Origin of the sequence: Pseudomonas sp. B111 (genome assembly GCF_026428275.1) — a bacterium.
Classification (GTDB): domain Bacteria; phylum Pseudomonadota; class Gammaproteobacteria; order Pseudomonadales; family Pseudomonadaceae; genus Pseudomonas; species Pseudomonas aeruginosa.
Genome location: NZ_CP097857.1, coordinates 1829262 through 1845214, shown reverse-complemented (window position 1 = coordinate 1845214; position 15953 = coordinate 1829262). Strand labels below are relative to the sequence as shown.

Annotated in this window: 16 protein-coding genes and 3 tRNA genes; 17 read left to right on the top strand and 2 right to left on the bottom strand. The window is 67.6% G+C overall.

The window, feature by feature from the left end; genetic code table 11:
* Positions 1 to 2: 2 nt before the first annotated feature.
* The 5 genes from M6E97_RS08785 (at position 3) to M6E97_RS08765 (ending at position 4985) form a co-directional block, all read left to right on the top strand.
* Positions 3 to 650: an SPOR domain-containing protein gene (locus M6E97_RS08785; RefSeq protein WP_011666600.1), complete on the top strand. Its 648-nt coding sequence runs from the start codon at positions 3 to 5 to the stop codon at positions 648 to 650.
* A gap of 73 nt (positions 651 to 723) precedes the next feature.
* Positions 724 to 1266 (top strand): CvpA family protein, encoded by a 543-nt coding sequence (locus M6E97_RS08780; protein ID WP_003113932.1) that lies wholly within the window; start codon positions 724 to 726, stop codon positions 1264 to 1266.
* A gap of 221 nt (positions 1267 to 1487) precedes the next feature.
* Positions 1488 to 2993: an amidophosphoribosyltransferase gene (gene purF / locus M6E97_RS08775; RefSeq protein WP_003091383.1), complete on the top strand. Its 1506-nt coding sequence runs from the start codon at positions 1488 to 1490 to the stop codon at positions 2991 to 2993.
* 16 nt (positions 2994 to 3009) lie between these two features.
* A complete protein-coding gene (locus M6E97_RS08770; protein WP_019486563.1) occupies positions 3010 to 4221 on the top strand; it encodes an O-succinylhomoserine sulfhydrylase in 1212 nt (403 codons plus the stop codon).
* A complete protein-coding gene (locus M6E97_RS08765; RefSeq protein ID WP_003091381.1) occupies positions 4218 to 4985 on the top strand; it encodes an SDR family oxidoreductase in 768 nt (255 codons plus the stop codon). Before M6E97_RS08770 ends, M6E97_RS08765 begins: the two co-directional genes overlap by 4 nt.
* Positions 4986 to 5079: 94 nt before the next feature.
* Here the strand turns inward: M6E97_RS08765 and xcpQ are convergent, their stop codons facing one another.
* On the bottom strand, positions 5080 to 7053 hold the full coding sequence (xcpQ, locus tag M6E97_RS08760; RefSeq protein ID WP_023093918.1) for a GspD family T2SS secretin variant XcpQ: 1974 nt from the start codon (positions 7051 to 7053) through the stop codon (positions 5080 to 5082).
* 4 nt (positions 7054 to 7057) lie between these two features.
* Entirely contained in the window at positions 7058 to 7765 is a 708-nt protein-coding gene (gene xcpP / locus M6E97_RS08755) for a type II secretion system protein N (protein WP_019486561.1), read from the bottom strand.
* 219 nt (positions 7766 to 7984) lie between these two features.
* On the opposite strand from xcpP, the gene xcpR reads away from it, so the two are divergent.
* The 12 genes from xcpR (at position 7985) to M6E97_RS08695 (ending at position 15949) form a co-directional block, all read left to right on the top strand.
* The gene (gene xcpR, locus M6E97_RS08750; protein WP_003091377.1) at positions 7985 to 9493 is read left to right on the top strand and encodes a GspE family T2SS ATPase variant XcpR; all 1509 of its coding nucleotides are present in this window, start codon (positions 7985 to 7987) and stop codon (positions 9491 to 9493) included.
* A complete protein-coding gene (gene xcpS / locus M6E97_RS08745; protein WP_003091376.1) occupies positions 9493 to 10710 on the top strand; it encodes a GspF family T2SS innner membrane protein variant XcpS in 1218 nt (405 codons plus the stop codon). Before xcpR ends, xcpS begins: the two co-directional genes overlap by 1 nt.
* A 4-nt stretch (positions 10711 to 10714) precedes the next feature.
* On the top strand, positions 10715 to 11161 hold the full coding sequence (gene xcpT / locus M6E97_RS08740) for a GspG family T2SS major pseudopilin variant XcpT (RefSeq protein WP_003130409.1): 447 nt from the start codon (positions 10715 to 10717) through the stop codon (positions 11159 to 11161).
* Positions 11162 to 11167: 6 nt separating this feature from the next.
* The gene (xcpU, locus tag M6E97_RS08735) at positions 11168 to 11686 is read left to right on the top strand and encodes a GspH family T2SS minor pseudopilin variant XcpU (protein ID WP_003103530.1); all 519 of its coding nucleotides are present in this window, start codon (positions 11168 to 11170) and stop codon (positions 11684 to 11686) included.
* Complete coding sequence (gene xcpV / locus M6E97_RS08730; RefSeq protein ID WP_003091373.1) at positions 11683 to 12072, top strand: GspI family T2SS minor pseudopilin variant XcpV; 390 nt, start codon at positions 11683 to 11685, stop codon at positions 12070 to 12072. The genes xcpU and xcpV overlap by 4 nt, the downstream gene beginning before the upstream one ends.
* Complete coding sequence (gene xcpW / locus M6E97_RS08725; RefSeq protein ID WP_003110067.1) at positions 12069 to 12782, top strand: GspJ family T2SS minor pseudopilin variant XcpW; 714 nt, start codon at positions 12069 to 12071, stop codon at positions 12780 to 12782. Before xcpV ends, xcpW begins: the two co-directional genes overlap by 4 nt.
* Positions 12779 to 13780 (top strand): GspK family T2SS minor pseudopilin variant XcpX, encoded by a 1002-nt coding sequence (gene xcpX / locus M6E97_RS08720; protein WP_003138522.1) that lies wholly within the window; start codon positions 12779 to 12781, stop codon positions 13778 to 13780. The genes xcpW and xcpX overlap by 4 nt, the downstream gene beginning before the upstream one ends.
* Complete coding sequence (gene xcpY, locus M6E97_RS08715) at positions 13777 to 14925, top strand: GspL family type II secretion system protein XcpY (RefSeq protein WP_003130411.1); 1149 nt, start codon at positions 13777 to 13779, stop codon at positions 14923 to 14925. Before xcpX ends, xcpY begins: the two co-directional genes overlap by 4 nt.
* A gap of 1 nt (position 14926) precedes the next feature.
* Positions 14927 to 15451, top strand: coding sequence for a GspM family type II secretion system protein XcpZ (xcpZ, locus tag M6E97_RS08710; RefSeq protein ID WP_003091369.1), 525 nt, complete (start codon positions 14927 to 14929; stop codon positions 15449 to 15451).
* A 138-nt stretch (positions 15452 to 15589) separates the two neighbouring features.
* Positions 15590 to 15665 (top strand) — tRNA-Val (locus tag M6E97_RS08705).
* Between the two features lie 16 nt (positions 15666 to 15681).
* A tRNA-Asp gene (locus M6E97_RS08700) sits at positions 15682 to 15758 on the top strand.
* Positions 15759 to 15872: 114 nt separating this feature from the next.
* Positions 15873 to 15949 (top strand) — tRNA-Asp (locus M6E97_RS08695).
* Positions 15950 to 15953 lie beyond the last annotated feature (4 nt).

The window sequence follows — 15953 nt, the reverse complement described above, 5'->3', positions numbered from 1 at the left end:
TCATGGCCTTGCTGGAAAGAGGGCTGAAGCAGCGCATCGTCGGGGCGTTGGTGCTGATCGCCCTGGCGGTGATCTTCCTGCCGATGCTGTTCACCCGCGAAGACGAGTCGCGCCAGGTCGTGGTGGAAGCGCCGCCGCGCCCGCAAGCGCCGGCCATGCCCAGTGTCGAGGTGCAGCCGACCGAGGTGCCGGAACTGCAGCCCGGCGAAGAAGACATCGCTCCCGAGATCGTCGAGGAAGGCTCCCCGGCCGCCGCCGGCCAGCCCAGCCAGCCGATCGGCGGCCTGCCGGCGACCCCGCCGCCTGCCCAGACCCAGGCGCCGGCCGCCAGCCCGCCGCCAAGCCAGCCGCAACCGCCCGCTGCGCCGCCGAGCCCGCCGCCCGCGGAGAAGCGCCTGGACGCCAACAACCTGCCGCAGAGCTGGTCGGTACAGCTTGCCAGCCTGTCCAACCGGGCGCGCGCCGAGGAACTGCAGAAGACCCTGCGCTCCCAGGGCTACAACGCCTACATCCGCAGCTTCGACGGGATGAACCGGGTCTTCGTCGGGCCGGTGATCCAGCGCGCCGAGGCGGATCGCCTGCGCGACCAGTTGAGCAAGCAGCAGAAGCTCAACGGCTTCGTCGTGCGCTTCCAGCCGGAACGCGGTTGACCGCGACCCGCGGCTTACCGTCGCGGGCGCGCTCTGCTAAAATGCAGCGCCTTTTCTGCTTGTGGGCTGCATAGTGGCATTTACCTGGGTCGATTGGACGATGGTCGCCATCATCGTCGTTTCCAGCCTGATCAGTCTGAGTCGCGGCTTCGTCAAGGAAGCCTTGTCCCTGCTTACCTGGATAGTCGCCGGCGCGGTGGCCTGGATGTTCGGCGGGGCGCTGGCGCAGCACCTGGGCGAATACATCCAGACCCCCTCGGCCCGCATCATCGCAGCCTGCGCGCTGCTGTTCATCGCGACCCTGCTGCTCGGGGCGCTGGTCAACTACCTCATCGGCGAACTGATCCGGGTCACCGGCCTGTCCGGCACCGACCGCTTCCTCGGCATGGTCTTCGGCGGCGCGCGCGGCGTACTGCTGGTCGTGCTGCTGGTCGGCCTGCTCAGCCTGGCCCCGGTACAGCAGGACCCTTGGTGGCAGCAGTCGGTGCTGATGCCGCATTTCCTGATGGTCGCCGACTGGTCGAAGAACTTCATTCTCGGTTTCGCCGGCCAGTGGTTGCCGGCCGCGCCGATAACGCCGCCGAGCGGCATCGGCGGGCTGCTTCCCAGCCAGTGATTTTGGCGGGACACTGGCCGAGGCCGGGTCCCGCGGTTTTCCAGGGCGGCGCGTCGATGGCGCGGCGCCGGCGGCACAGGACGTGCCGCGAGCCAGTCGGCGGCGAAGGTCGCCGATTCGCGGGAGCCAGCGGCCCACAGGCCCTGGTCAGCTCGATGGTCCGGGACGGACCGATCGCGCTTCCCATCTTTCCAGCTTGAGCCAAGTAGGGGTTGCGTCACATGTGTGGCATCGTCGGTATCGTGGGCAAGTCGAACGTCAATCAGGCGCTGTATGACGCGCTCACCGTCCTCCAACATCGCGGCCAGGACGCTGCCGGTATCGTCACCTGCCATGACGATAAGCTGTACCTGCGCAAGGACAACGGCCTGGTCCGCGACGTCTTCCAGCAGCGCCACATGCAGCGCCTGATCGGCAGCGTCGGCATCGGCCATGTGCGTTACCCGACCGCCGGCAGCTCCAGCTCGGCGGAGGCGCAGCCGTTCTACGTCAACTCGCCCTACGGCATCACCCTGGCGCACAACGGCAACCTGACCAATGTCGAGCAGTTGGCCAAGGAAATCTACGAATCCGACCTGCGCCACGTGAACACCAACTCCGATTCGGAAGTGCTGCTCAACGTGTTCGCCCACGAGCTGGCGGTGCGCAACAAGCTGCAGCCCACCGAGGAGGACATCTTCGCCGCGGTTTCCTGCGTGCACGACCGTTGCGTCGGCGGCTACGCGGTGGTGGCGATGATCACCGGCCACGGCATCGTCGGTTTCCGCGACCCCAATGCGATCCGTCCGATCGTCTTCGGCCAGCGGCATACCGAGAATGGCGTCGAATACATGATCGCCTCCGAGAGCGTGGCCCTGGACGTACTCGGCTTCACCCTGATCCGCGACCTGGCGCCGGGCGAGGCGGTATACATCACCGAGGAAGGCAAGCTCTACACCCGCCAGTGCGCCAAGGCGCCGAAATACGCGCCGTGCATCTTCGAGCACGTCTACCTGGCGCGTCCGGATTCGATCATGGACGGCATCTCGGTGTACAAGGCGCGCCTGCGCATGGGCGAGAAGCTTGCCGACAAGATCCTCCGCGAGCGTCCCGACCACGACATCGACGTGGTCATCCCGATCCCGGACACCAGCCGCACCGCGGCGCTGGAACTGGCCAACCGGCTCGGCGTGAAGTTCCGCGAGGGCTTCGTCAAGAACCGCTACATCGGCCGCACCTTCATCATGCCCGGCCAGGCGGCGCGGAAGAAATCCGTGCGGCAGAAGCTCAACGCCATCGAGCTGGAGTTCCGCGGCAAGAACGTGATGCTGGTGGATGACTCCATCGTCCGCGGCACCACCTGCAAGCAGATCATCCAGATGGCCCGCGAGGCCGGGGCGAAGAACGTCTACTTCTGCTCCGCCGCGCCGGCCGTGCGCTACCCCAACGTCTACGGCATCGACATGCCGAGTGCGCACGAGCTGATCGCGCACAATCGCAGCACCGAGGACGTCAGCAAGCTGATCGGCGCCGACTGGCTGGTCTACCAGGACCTGCCCGATCTGATCGACGCGGTCGGCGGCGGCAAGATCAAGATCGATCACTTCGACTGCGCCGTGTTCGACGGCGAGTACGTGACCGGCGACGTCAACGAGGCCTACCTGAACCGGATCGAACAGGCGCGCAACGATGCGACCAAGGCCAAGAGCCAGGCGGTCAGCGCGATCATCGATCTGTACAACGACTGACAAAGGGGAGAGCGGCATGACTCAGGACTGGGATGCCGGGCGTCTCGACAGCGACCTGGAAGGCGCGGCCTTCGACACCCTGGCGGTTCGCGCCGGGCAACGGCGGACGCCGGAGGGCGAGCACGGCGAGGCGCTGTTCACCACCTCCAGCTACGTCTTCCGCACCGCCGCCGACGCGGCCGCGCGGTTCGCCGGCGAAGTGCCGGGCAACGTCTATTCGCGCTACACCAACCCCACGGTACGCACCTTCGAGGAGCGCATCGCTGCCCTCGAAGGAGCCGAGCAGGCGGTGGCCACGGCGTCGGGCATGTCGGCGATCCTCGCCCTGGTGATGAGCCTGTGCAGCTCCGGCGACCACGTGCTGGTCTCGCGCAGCGTGTTCGGCTCGACCATCAGCCTGTTCGACAAGTACTTCAAGCGCTTCGGCATCCAGGTCGACTATCCGCCGTTGAGCGATCTCGCGGCCTGGGAGGCGGCGTGCAAGCCGAATACCAAGCTGTTCTTCGTCGAGTCGCCATCCAACCCGCTGGCCGAGCTGGTGGATATCGCCGCGCTGGCCGAGGTCGCCCACGCCAAGGGCGCGCTGCTGGCGGTGGACAACTGCTTCTGCACGCCGGCGCTGCAACAGCCGTTGAAGCTCGGTGCGGACGTGGTGATCCACTCCGCGACCAAGTACATCGACGGCCAGGGCCGGGGCATGGGCGGGGTGGTCGCCGGTCGCGGCGAGCAGATGAAGGAAGTGGTCGGCTTTCTCCGCACCGCCGGACCGACCCTCAGCCCGTTCAACGCCTGGCTGTTCCTCAAGGGCCTGGAAACCCTGCGTATCCGCATGCAGGCGCACAGCGCCAGTGCCCTGGCTCTGGCCGAATGGCTGGAGCACCAGCCGGGCATCGAGCGGGTCTACTACGCGGGCCTGCAGAGCCATCCTCAGCATGAGTTGGCTCGGCGCCAGCAGAGTGGCTTCGGCGCGGTCGTCAGCTTCGACGTGAAGGGCGGGCGCGATGCCGCCTGGCGCTTCATCGACGCCACCCGGATGGTCTCGATCACCACCAACCTGGGCGACACCAAGACCACCATCGCCCACCCGGCGACCACCTCCCACGGTCGGCTGTCCCCCGAGGACCGCGCGCGCGCCGGGATCGGCGACAGCCTGATCCGGGTCGCGGTCGGCCTGGAAGACCTCGACGACCTCAAGGCCGACATGGCCCGGGGGCTGGCCGCGCTGTGATCGAACCCAACCTGCGAGGCAACGGCAAGGTCGCCCTGGTCACCGGGGCGGCCCGGGGCATTGGCCTGGGCATCAGTGCCTGGCTGATCGCCGAGGGCTGGCAGGTAGTGCTGGCCGACAACGACCGTGAACGCGGTGCCAGGGTGGCCGAGGCGCTGGGCGAGCACGCCTGGTTCGTGGCCATGGACGTGGCCCAGGAGGGCCAGGTGGCGATGAGCGTGGCCGAGGTGCTCGGTCAGTTCGGCCGCCTCGACGGCCTGGTCTGCAACGCCGCCATCGCCAATCCGCGCAATACGCCGCTGGAGGCGCTGAGCCTCGGCGAGTGGACCCGCACCCTGGCGGTCAACCTGACCGGTCCGATGCTGCTGGCCAAGTACTGCACGCCTTATCTGCGCGCGCACAACGGCGCCATCGTCAACATCGCCTCGACTCGTGCCCACCAGTCAGAGCCTGACTCCGAGGCCTACGCCGCGAGCAAGGGCGGGTTGCTGGCGCTGACCCATGCCCTGGCCGCCAGCCTGGGCCCGGAGATCCGTGTCAATGCGCTCAGCCCCGGCTGGATCGATACCCGCGAGGCCGCCGAGCGCGAGGCTGCGCCGCTGACCGAGCTGGACCACGACCAACACCTGGTCGGCCGGGTCGGAACGGTGGAGGATGTCGCGTCGCTGGTGGCCTGGCTGCTCTCCGAGGACGCCGGTTTCGTCACCGGCCAGGAATTCCTGGTCGATGGCGGCATGACCCGGAAAATGGTCTACCTCGACTGAGTGTTGCCATGTCGATGTGAAAAAGGCGCTGACCCGCAAGGGGCCGCGCCTTTTTTGTTGTCCTCCGCTGTCTCGCAGGAGAGCCTGAGGAACGTTACTCCGCTTTCAGGTCGCGCAGGTCGACGGTCTGACCGTCGAACAATTGTCCGGCGCTGCTCGGCAAGATGCTCCCACGGCCTTCTGGGCTGCGACGGCCGTCGAGCACGCGGATGTCGCTGTACTTCTTCCCGGAAATCGCCGCCAGGCCTGCGCCGTCGAGCACTACGGTCGGGCGCAGGAAGACCATCAGGTTGCGCTTGGTGTGAGTGTCCTTGGTCGAGCGGAATAGCTTGCCCAGCCAGGGAATGTCGCCGAGCAGCGGTACCTTGGACTCTGCCTGCACCACGTCGTCCTGGATCAGGCCGCCGAGCACGATGACCTGGCCGTTCTCGGCGAGGATGGTGCTCTTGATCGAGCGCTTGTTGGTGATGATGTCGGTGTTGCTGACCTGCTGCACGCTGGGGGCGATGGAGGAGATTTCTTGCTCGATCTCCAGGCGCAGGGCCGCGCCGTCGTTGATGTGCGGGGTGACCTTGAGGTTGACGCCGATGTCCTTGCGTTCGACCGTGGTGAAAGGATTGCTCGAACCTTCGCTGTTGGTAGTGTAGGAGCCGGTATTGAAGGGGACGTTCTGACCGACCAGTATTTCCGCTTTCTGGTTGTCCAGGGTCAGCAGGCTCGGGGTCGACAGCAGGTTGCTCTTGCTGTTCGCCGACAGCGCGGTGACCAGCGCGCCGAAGCTGCTGCTGCCGATACCGACGATGGCGCCGTCGGGAAGCGCCGGCGGCTTGTCGTCCTTGAGCGCTTGCAGCAGGGTGCCGATGGACAGCCCGGTATTGCCGAAGTTGGTCCTGGTCCCGCCCATGCCGCCCTTGTTGATCGCCCATTGCACGCCGACGGCATCCTGGATGTCGCCGGAGATTTCGACGATGGCCGCTTCCACCAATACCTGGGCGCGCGGCACGTCGAGCTGGCGAACGATGTCCTCGAGGGCGTTGACCGTATCCGGGTCGGCCAGCAGGATCAGCGCATTGGTGCTTTCGTCGGCACGGATCAGGATGTTGCTCGGTCGGCCGCCGCCGGTCTGTTCGCCGCCCTGGCCGCCGTTGTTCTTCATGCCTTCGGAAATCTGGCCGAGGGTTTCCGCTAGGGTCTTGGCGTCGTTGTGGCGCAGGCGGATCACCCGGGTATTGGCCGAGCGCGCGGTCGGGGTGTCCAGCGACTGCGCCAGTTGCACCAGCTTGGCGCGCGCCTGCGGCGGGCCGAGGATGATCAGGCGGTTGGTGCGCGCGTCGGCGATCACCTGGGCGCCCGCCGCGCCCTTGGCCTGGCCGCGGCTCATGGCGTTGTTGAGCACCTCGGCGGCGTCCATCACCCAGCCGTAGCGCAGGTTGATCACGCTGTAGTCGTGGCTGCCCTTCTGGTCGAGCTGGCGGATCACGTCTTCGATTCGCGCGATGTTGGCGCTGCGGTCGCTGATGATCAGCGCGTTGGCCGAGGGCACCGCGGCGAGGTGGCCATATTGCGGGACCAGCGGACGGATCAGCGGGATGAGTTCCGATACCGGGCTCTGCTGCACCTGGATCACCCGCGTCTCCAGGCGATCCGGCGCGCTCTGGCCGCCGCCGGCCTCGGTCTTGGCCTCGGCGTTGGGCACGATGCGCGCCTGGTCGCCCTGGGCGACCACGGTGAAGCCGTGGGTGCTCATCACCGAGAGGAACAACTGGTAGACCTCGCTCAACGAGAGCTGGGCCTTGGAGACCACGCTGACCTGGCCCTTGACCCGCGGGTCGACGACGAAGGTCTCGCCGGTGATTTCGGAAATCTGGTCGATGAATTCGCGGATGTCGGCATCCTTGAGGTTGATCGTCCAGTGCGCCTCCTGCTGGTTGCCGGCAGGGACGAAGGCGTTCCTGCCGCTGTCTTCGGCGTGCGCCGCCTGGATGCCGAGGGCCAGGCTGAGAAGGACGGCGGGAACGTACGAACGACTGGTGGGGGTAAACAGGGCGCGGAACAAGGGCTGGGACATCGGGTCAGTCGCTTTCCGTAGGCGTGGTCGTGGGCTCGCTCGAGTCTTCTTCGGCGGGTTCTGCGATGGGCGTGGCTTCCATTTGCTGGCGCAAGGCATCCAGGCGCTCGCGCAATGCTGCAGCGTTCTCATCCTGCAGGCTTTGCAGTTGTTCGATCGAGTCGTTCTCGCTTGTAATGTCGTCCGCGCTGGCCAGCAGTCCCCCGGAACGGTGCGGGAAGGGCAGGCTTTCCAGGCGCCCGCCGCGCTGCAGTTCGACGCGGTCGCGGTAGACCGCGTGCAGCTTCACGCCGTCGCTGATCTCGCCGCCGACCGCGTAGCGGTGCGGCTTGTCGCCCTGGCGCTGGATGATCGCGCTGGACAGCTTGGGATCGCTCTGGACGAAGCTGCCCTTGAGCACCAGGTCGAGGTTGGTGGCCGGTGGCGGGGCGTTGGGGTCCTGGGCGCTGGTGCCGAAGAGGCGCGCCAGGCGGGTCGGATCGCTGCTGATCGACTCGTGGCTGACCGGCGAGGCGGCGACGGCTACCGGGCTGCGTTGCAGGCGCAACCAGCCGGCCGCCTGCCAGGCGAGGCTGATGCTCATGGCGATGATCAGGGCAACAGCCAGAAGGGCCGGGGCGTACCGCTGCAGCCAGCGGGAAGAGGCGCCGGAGAAAGGCAATACATCACTCCTGGTCTTTATCGTTATGTCTGAAGATCGCCGAGGGATCATAGCAGTTCGTTGCCGGTAGGCTACCTACTTCTATCAATAGGTGTGACTGGCCGGGCCAGGCACGCTTGTGCTTAAGATAACGGCTCGCCAGGATACTTCTGCAAGAGGAACTCGGGATCGGCCGCACAAAACGACTAACAACTAACAATACTGACGGTAACCGTTCAGTGGTCATATACGACCAAGATACTTCTGTAAGGTTACCGCTATAAGGCATCCATGATGACAGCCCCATTACCCGACATCGCCGCGCCGGCCGCACCGCCACGGCGTCTGCCGTTCAGCTTCGCCAAGCGCCAGGGCCTGTTGTTCCTGTGCCTGGAGGAGCAGTACTGGCTGGCCTGCCGGCCGCAGGTGGAGCTGGCGGCGATTGCCGAGGCGCAGCGCTTCGCCGGCCGCCGCCTGCCGCTCAAGGCGCTCGGCGAGGACGCCTTCAACCAGGCCCTGGCGGCCTCCTACCAGCACGATTCCTCGGCGGCCATGCAGCTCGCCGAAGACCTCGGCGGCAGCCTGGATCTCGCCGCGCTGGCCGACCAGGTCCCGGAAACCGAGGACCTGATGGAGCAGGAGGACGACGCGCCGATCATTCGCCTGATCAACGCGATCCTCGGCGAGGCGATCCGCGAGAACGCCTCGGACATCCACCTGGAAACCTTCGAGAAACGCCTGGTGGTGCGCTTCCGCGTCGACGGCGTGCTGCGCGAGGTGCTGGAGCCCAAGCGCGAGCTGGCGGCCCTGCTGGTATCGCGGATCAAGGTCATGGCGCGGCTGGACATCGCCGAGAAGCGTATTCCCCAGGATGGGCGGATTTCCCTGCGGGTCGGCGGGCGCGAGGTGGACATCCGCGTCTCGACCCTGCCCTCGGCCAACGGCGAACGGGTGGTGCTGCGTCTGCTCGACAAGCAGGCCGGGCGCCTGAACCTGCAACACCTGGGCATGAGCGAGCGCGACCGCAAGCTGATGGACGAAACGGTGCGCAAGCCGCACGGCATCCTGCTGGTCACCGGCCCCACCGGCTCGGGCAAGACCACCACCCTGTACGCCAGCCTGACCACGCTCAACGACCGCACGCGGAACATCCTCACCGTCGAGGATCCGATCGAATACCACCTGGAGGGCATCGGCCAGACCCAGGTCAATGCCAAGGTCGACATGACCTTCGCCCGCGGCCTGCGGGCGATCCTCCGGCAAGACCCGGACGTGGTAATGGTCGGCGAGATCCGCGACCGGGAGACCGCCGAGATCGCGGTGCAGGCTTCGCTGACCGGCCACCTGGTGCTCTCGACCCTGCACACCAACAGCGCCATCGGCGCGATCACCCGCCTGGTGGACATGGGCATCGAGCCGTTCCTGCTGTCCTCCTCCATGCTTGGCGTGCTGGCCCAGCGCCTGGTGCGGGTGCTCTGCCCGGCGTGCAAGGAGCCCTACCGGGCCGACGAGGCCGAGTGCGCGCTGCTCGGCGTCGATCCCGCCGCGCCGCCGACCCTGCATCGCGCCCGCGGCTGCGGCGAGTGCCACCAGCATGGCTATCGCGGGCGTACCGGTATCTATGAACTGGTGGTGTTCGACGACCACATGCGCTCGCTGATCCACAACGAATCCTCCGAGCAGGAAATGACCCGGCATGCCCGCACCAGTGGACCGAGCATCCGCGACGACGGTCGGCGCAAGGTGCTGGAAGGCGTCACCACGGTCGAGGAAGTCCTGCGCGTGACCCGGGAAGAATAATGGCCGCCTTCGAATACCTCGCCCTCGACCCCAGCGGCCGCCAGCAGAAGGGCGTGCTGGAGGCGGACAGCGCGCGCCAGGTCCGCCAGTTGCTGCGCGAGCGCCAATTGGCGCCGCTCGACGTGAAGCCCACCCGTACCCGCGAGCAGAGCGGGCAGGGCGGGCGCCTGACGTTCGCCCGCGGACTGTCCGCGCGCGACCTGGCATTGGTAACCCGCCAACTGGCCACCCTGGTCCAGGCCGCGTTGCCGATCGAGGAGGCGCTGCGCGCCGCCGCGGCGCAGTCCACCTCGCAGCGCATCCAGTCGATGCTCCTCGCGGTGCGCGCCAAGGTCCTCGAAGGCCACAGCCTGGCCGGCAGCCTGCGCGAGTTTCCCACCGCCTTTCCCGAGCTGTACCGGGCGACGGTGGCTGCCGGCGAGCATGCCGGGCACCTCGGCCCGGTGCTGGAGCAACTTGCCGACTACACCGAGCAGCGCCAGCAGTCGCGGCAGAAGATCCAGCTGGCGCTGCTCTATCCGGTGATCCTGATGGTCGCTTCGCTGGCCATCGTCGGCTTCCTGCTGGGCTACGTGGTGCCCGACGTGGTCCGGGTGTTCATCGACAGCGGGCAGACCCTGCCGCTGTTGACCCGCGTGCTGATCGGCGTCAGCGACTGGGTCAAGGCCTGGGGCGCGCTGGCCTTCGTCGCGGCGATCGGCGGGGTGATCGGCTTCCGCTACGCGCTGCGCAAGGATGCCTTTCGCGAGCGCTGGCATGGCTTCCTGCTGCGTGTGCCGCTGGTTGGTCGGCTGGTGCGTTCCACCGACACCGCGCGCTTCGCCTCGACCCTGGCGATCCTCACCCGCAGCGGCGTGCCGCTGGTGGAGGCGCTGGCGATCGCCGCCGAGGTGATCGCCAACCGGATCATCCGCAACGAAGTGGTCAAGGCCGCGCAGAAGGTCCGCGAGGGCGCCAGCCTGACCCGCTCGCTGGAAGCCACCGGGCAGTTCCCGCCGATGATGCTGCACATGATCGCCAGCGGCGAGCGCTCCGGCGAGCTGGACCAGATGCTGGCGCGCACCGCGCGCAACCAGGAGAACGACCTGGCGGCGCAGATCGGCCTGATGGTCGGCCTGTTCGAACCGTTCATGCTGATATTCATGGGCGCGGTGGTGCTGGTCATCGTCCTGGCCATTCTTCTTCCGATCCTTTCTCTCAACCAACTCGTGGGGTAATCGCGTGAATCAGAGCCGCCCATTGCAGCGTCGCCAACAGTCGGGCTTCACCCTGATCGAAATCATGGTCGTGGTGGTCATCCTCGGCATCCTCGCCGCCCTGGTGGTGCCGCAGGTGATGAGCCGTCCCGACCAGGCCAAGGTCACCGTGGCCAAGGGCGACATCAAGGCCATCGCTGCCGCGCTGGACATGTACAAGCTGGACAACTTCGCCTATCCGAGCACCCAGCAGGGCCTCGAGGCGCTGGTGAAGAAGCCCACCGGCAACCCGCAGCCGAAGAACTGGAACAAGGACGGCTACCTGAAGAAGCTGCCGGTCGACCCGTGGGGCAATCCCTACCAGTACCTGGCGCCGGGCACCAAGGGCCCGTTCGACCTGTATTCGCTGGGCGCCGACGGCAAGGAAGGCGGCAGCGACAACGACGCCGAAATCGGCAACTGGGACAACTGACCGGACATGCGGGCTTCGCGCGGCTTCACCCTCATCGAGCTGATGGTGGTGATGGTCATCATCAGCGTACTGATCGGCCTGGCGGTGCTCAGCACCGGCTTCGCCAGCACCTCGCGGGAGCTGGACAGCGAGGCCGAGCGGCTCGCCGGGCTGATCGGCGTGCTGACCGACGAGGCCGTGCTGGACAACCGCGAGTACGGCCTGCGCCTGGAGCGCGATGCCTATCAGGTGCTGCGCTACGACGAAGCGAAGGCGCGCTGGTTGCCGGTGGCGCGCGACAGCCACCGCCTGCCGGAGTGGGCGGAGCTGACCTTCGAGCTGGACGGCCAGCCGCTGGTGCTGGCCGGCAGCAAGGGCGAGAAGGAGCAGAAGAAAGGCACCGATCAGCCGCAATTGCTGATCCTTTCCAGTGGCGAACTCAGCCCGTTCCGCCTGCGCCTGGCCGAGCGCGGACCCGAGGGGCGGGCGTTGTCGCTGAGCAGCGACGGTTTCCGCCTGCCACGGGTCGAGGTGGCGCGGCGATGAGGCGCGCGCGTGGTTTCACCCTGCTGGAAGTGCTGGTGGCCCTGGCGATCTTCGCCATGGTCGCGGCCAGCGTGCTCAGTGCCAGCGCGCGCAGCCTGCAGAACGCCTCGCGACTGGAAGACAAGACCCTGGCGATGTGGATCGCCGACAACCGTCTCAACGAATTGCAACTGGAACAGACGCCGCCCTCCAGCGGCCGCAACCAGGGCGAGCTGGAGTTCGCCGGGCGCCGCTGGGAGTGGCGCACCCAGGTCGACAGCACCGCCGAGCAGGATATGCGGCGGGTGATCGTCTGGGTCGCGGCGAAGCCCCTTGGCCGCGAGCGTGGCAGCATCGAGGAACGCGCCGCGGCGCGCCTCGTCGGTTTCCTCGGGAGCCAGCCATGAGGCTACAGCGGGGCTTCACCCTGCTCGAGCTGCTGATCGCCATCGCCATCTTCGCCCTGCTGGCCCTGGCCACCTACCGCATGTTCGACAGCGTGATGCAGACCGACCAGGCGACTCGCGTGCAGGAGCAGCGCATGCGCGAGCTGGTGCGGGCGATGGGCGCCCTGGAGCGCGACCTGACCCAGGCGGTCGAACGTCCGGTACGCGACGAACTGGGCGATAACCGTGGCGCCTTCCTCAGCGAGGGCGAGAACGACCAGATCGTCGAATTCACCCGTGGCGGCTGGCGCAACCCGCTCGGCCAGGCGCGCTCGCGCCTGCAGCGGGTGCGCTGGTCGCTGTCCGGGGAGACCCTCGAACGCCGCTACTGGCTGGTTCTGGACCGCGCCCAGGACAGCAAGCCACGGGTGCAGCAGGTGCTGGACGGGGTTACCGCGCTGAGCTGGCGCTTCCTCGACAAGGAGCACAACTGGCAGGGCCACTGGCCGACCGACGAAGGCAGCGAGGAGGAGCGCCTGGAAAGCCTGCCGCTGGCGGTGGAGATGACTCTGGAGCACCGCCACTACGGCAAGCTGGTGCGCGTCTGGCGTCTGCTCGATCCGCCGCTCAAGCAGGACCAGCCGCAGGGCCAGCCGGGCGGCGAGAATGGCGAGAACGGCGAGGGCGGGGTGCCGCAGCCGCCGGAAGGCATGCCGGGGGCGCCGGAATGAGGCGCGGGCAGAGCGGCGTCGCGCTGATTACCGTTCTGCTGGTGGTGGCGGTGGTGACCATCGTCTGCGCCGGGCTGATCATCCGCCAGCAGTTGGCGATACGCAGCAGCGCCAACCAGTTGCACGTGCGCCAGGCCTGGCACTATGCGCTGGGCGGCGAACGCCTGGCGGAAGCGGTGCTGCGCCGCGACCTGCGCCAGGGCGGCGAGAATACCCGCGAGCCGGTGGACCACCTGGGCGAGGCCTGGGCGCGACCGATGACGCCGTTCAAGCTGGATGACGGCGGCGAGCTGCGGGTGCGGATCGAGGACCCCAGCGGGCGTTTCAACCTCAACGGACTGGTGCGCAAGCGCAAGGTCAAGCCGGATTCGGTGAAGCAGTTCCGTCGCCTGCTGGCCACCCTGGGGATGAAGGAAGAGATCGTCCAGGGCTTGCCGGACCGGCTGGCCGACTGGCTCGACGCCGACCAGAATCCGCAGGGCGAGCAAGGCGCCGAGGACAACCAGTACCTGCTGGAGGCGCCGGCCTACCGCGCCGCCAACCGCAGTTTCAAGGACGTGTCCGAGCTGCGCCTGCTGAAATTGTCGGAAGCCGACTATCGACGCCTGCTGCCGTTCGTCAGCGCCTTGCCCGAAGATGCGCCGCTGAACGTGAACACTGCCAGCGTGCCGGTGCTGGCCGCCATGTTCGAGATCGATCCGGGACAGGCGGAAAACATCGTGGCGGCTCGTGGGCGAGAAGGCTTCCAGGAGAAGACTGAGTTCAGCAAGCACCTGAACGAGTTGGGATCAAAGGCAAGTAACGTCAACTTTGCCGTCGGCACCCGCTACTTCCAGGTGATCAGCGAGGTCAGCCTGGGCGACCGCCGGCAGGTGCTGGTGAGTACCTTGCAGCGGGGCAAGGACGGCAAGATACGCGTGATGGCCCGCGACATGGGGCAGGGCGGCCTGCCCATCCCGTCGACGGGCGGCGACGATTGGAAGAAGGACGAGCGATGAGTGGAGTGAGTGCGCTGTTCCTGCCGCCCGCCAGCACGGCGGGGGCCGATGGGGAACTGGCGGTATGGTGGGTGCAGGATGGCGAGTGCCGGCGCGCGCCGTTCGCCCAGGCGCTGGCGGAAATCCGTGCGCCCTGGCGGCTGTACCTGCCGGTGGAGGCGGTGACCGCCTGCGCGGTGAACCTGCCTACGCAGAAGGCGCGCTGGTTGCGCCAGTCGCTGCCGTTCGCGGTGGAGGAACAACTGGCCGACGATGTCGAGCAGATGCACCTTGCCCTTGGTCCGGCGCTGGCCGACGGCCGCCACCGGGTATTCGCCGTGCAGCGCACCTGGCTTGCCGCCTGGCTGGCGCTGGCCGAGGGCGTGGGCAAGGCGCCGGCTTCGCTGCATGTCGATGCCGATTGCCTGCCGGGCGAGGGCAGCTGCCTGTTCTGGCTGGAAGAGCGCTGGCTGCTCGGCGGCAGCGGTGCCGTACGCCTGGCCTGCGGCAGCGAGGATTGGCCGGTGCTGCGCGACAGTTGCCCGCCGCCGCAGCGGGCCTTCGCCGCGCAGGAGGTGGCGCCCCTGGAGGGGGTGGAAGTCCAGGCCCTGGCGGGCAATCCGCACGTCTGGCTGAGCGAGCAGCCGCTGGGCACCGACCTGGCCCAGGCCGAGTTCGCCGCGCGCCAGCAGAGCAGCCAGTGGCGCCGTTGGCGGCCGCTGCTGGGGCTGGTCGGGCTGTGGCTGGTGTTGCAATGGGGCTTTACCCTGGTCCAGGCCTGGCAGTTGCAGCGCGAAGGCGACCGCTACGCGGCGCAGAGCGCAGAACTCTACCGCCAGCTGTTTCCCGAGGACCGCAAGCTGATCAACCTGCGCGCGCAGTTCGACCAGCACCTGGCCGACAGCGCCAGCAGCGGCGGCGAGGGCCAGTTGCTCGGCCTGCTTGGCCAGGCCGCCACGGTGATCGGCGGCGAGCCAACGGTGAGCGTCGAGCAACTGGACTTCAGCGCCGCTCGCGGCGACGTCGCCCTCCAGGTGCGGGCTCCCGGTTTCGACGTGCTGGAACGGCTGCGTTCGCGTCTCAGCGAGTCCGGGTTGGCGGTGCAGCTGGGTTCGGCCAGCCGCGATGGCTCGACGGTCAGCGCGCGCCTGGTGATAGGAGGTTGAGATGAAGGTGATGACGCAATTCCACGAGCGCCTCAGGGCCCAGGCGGAAACCTCGCAGCTGGCGATCCGCTGGCGCGGGCTGCCGGCGCGGGACCGCCTGGCGCTGCTCTGGCTCGGTGCGTTCCTCCTGCTGGTGGTGCTCTACCTGGCGCTGTGGCGCCCGGCCGAGCGCCATCTGCAGTCGGCGCGGCAGTACTTCACCGAACAGCGCGCGCTGCATGCCTACATCCAGCAGCAGGCGCCCAACGTGCGCCAGGCCGATGCCGCGGCGCCACAGGCGCAGATCGACCCGGCGGCGCTGCAGGGCATGGTCACGGCTTCGGCGGCCCAGGCCGGACTGAGTGTCGAGCGCCTCGACAACGAAGGCGAGGGCGCCGTGCAGGTGGCCCTGCAGCCGGCGCCATTCGCCAAGCTGCTGCCCTGGCTGGAGCAGTTGAACGGGCAGGGCGTGCAGGTGGCGGAGGCCGGCCTGGACCGCCAGGTCGACGGCCGGGTCTCGGCGCGCCTGAGCCTGCGGGTCGAGTGAGCGGCCCGTGGCTGGGGCCGGCATGGGCCCCGGCGCCGACCTTGGCGACAGGCGATCGCCGAAATTTCAAAAAAAATTCAATCAGGGCATTGACTTAGGTTTTTCGGTCGGTAGAATGCGCCCCACTTCGAGAGTGAAGGGTGATTAGCTCAGCTGGGAGAGCATCTGCCTTACAAGCAGAGGGTCGGCGGTTCGATCCCGTCATCACCCACCAATCTCGCAAGTTACGCGCAGCGGTAGTTCAGTCGGTTAGAATACCGGCCTGTCACGCCGGGGGTCGCGGGTTCGAGTCCCGTCCGCTGCGCCATTCACTTCCCCTCCCGAGTTCACCACCCCGAACTCGCCGTCTTCCGCCAGAAGGCGGGCAGCCAGGCTGCAACGAGAGGAAGTCGCTTTACCGGGCATCTTGCCCAGCCGACGCGCAGCGGTAGTTCAGTCGGTTAGAATACCGGCCTGTCACGCCGGGGGTCGCGGGTTCGAGTCCCGTCCGCTGCGCCATACA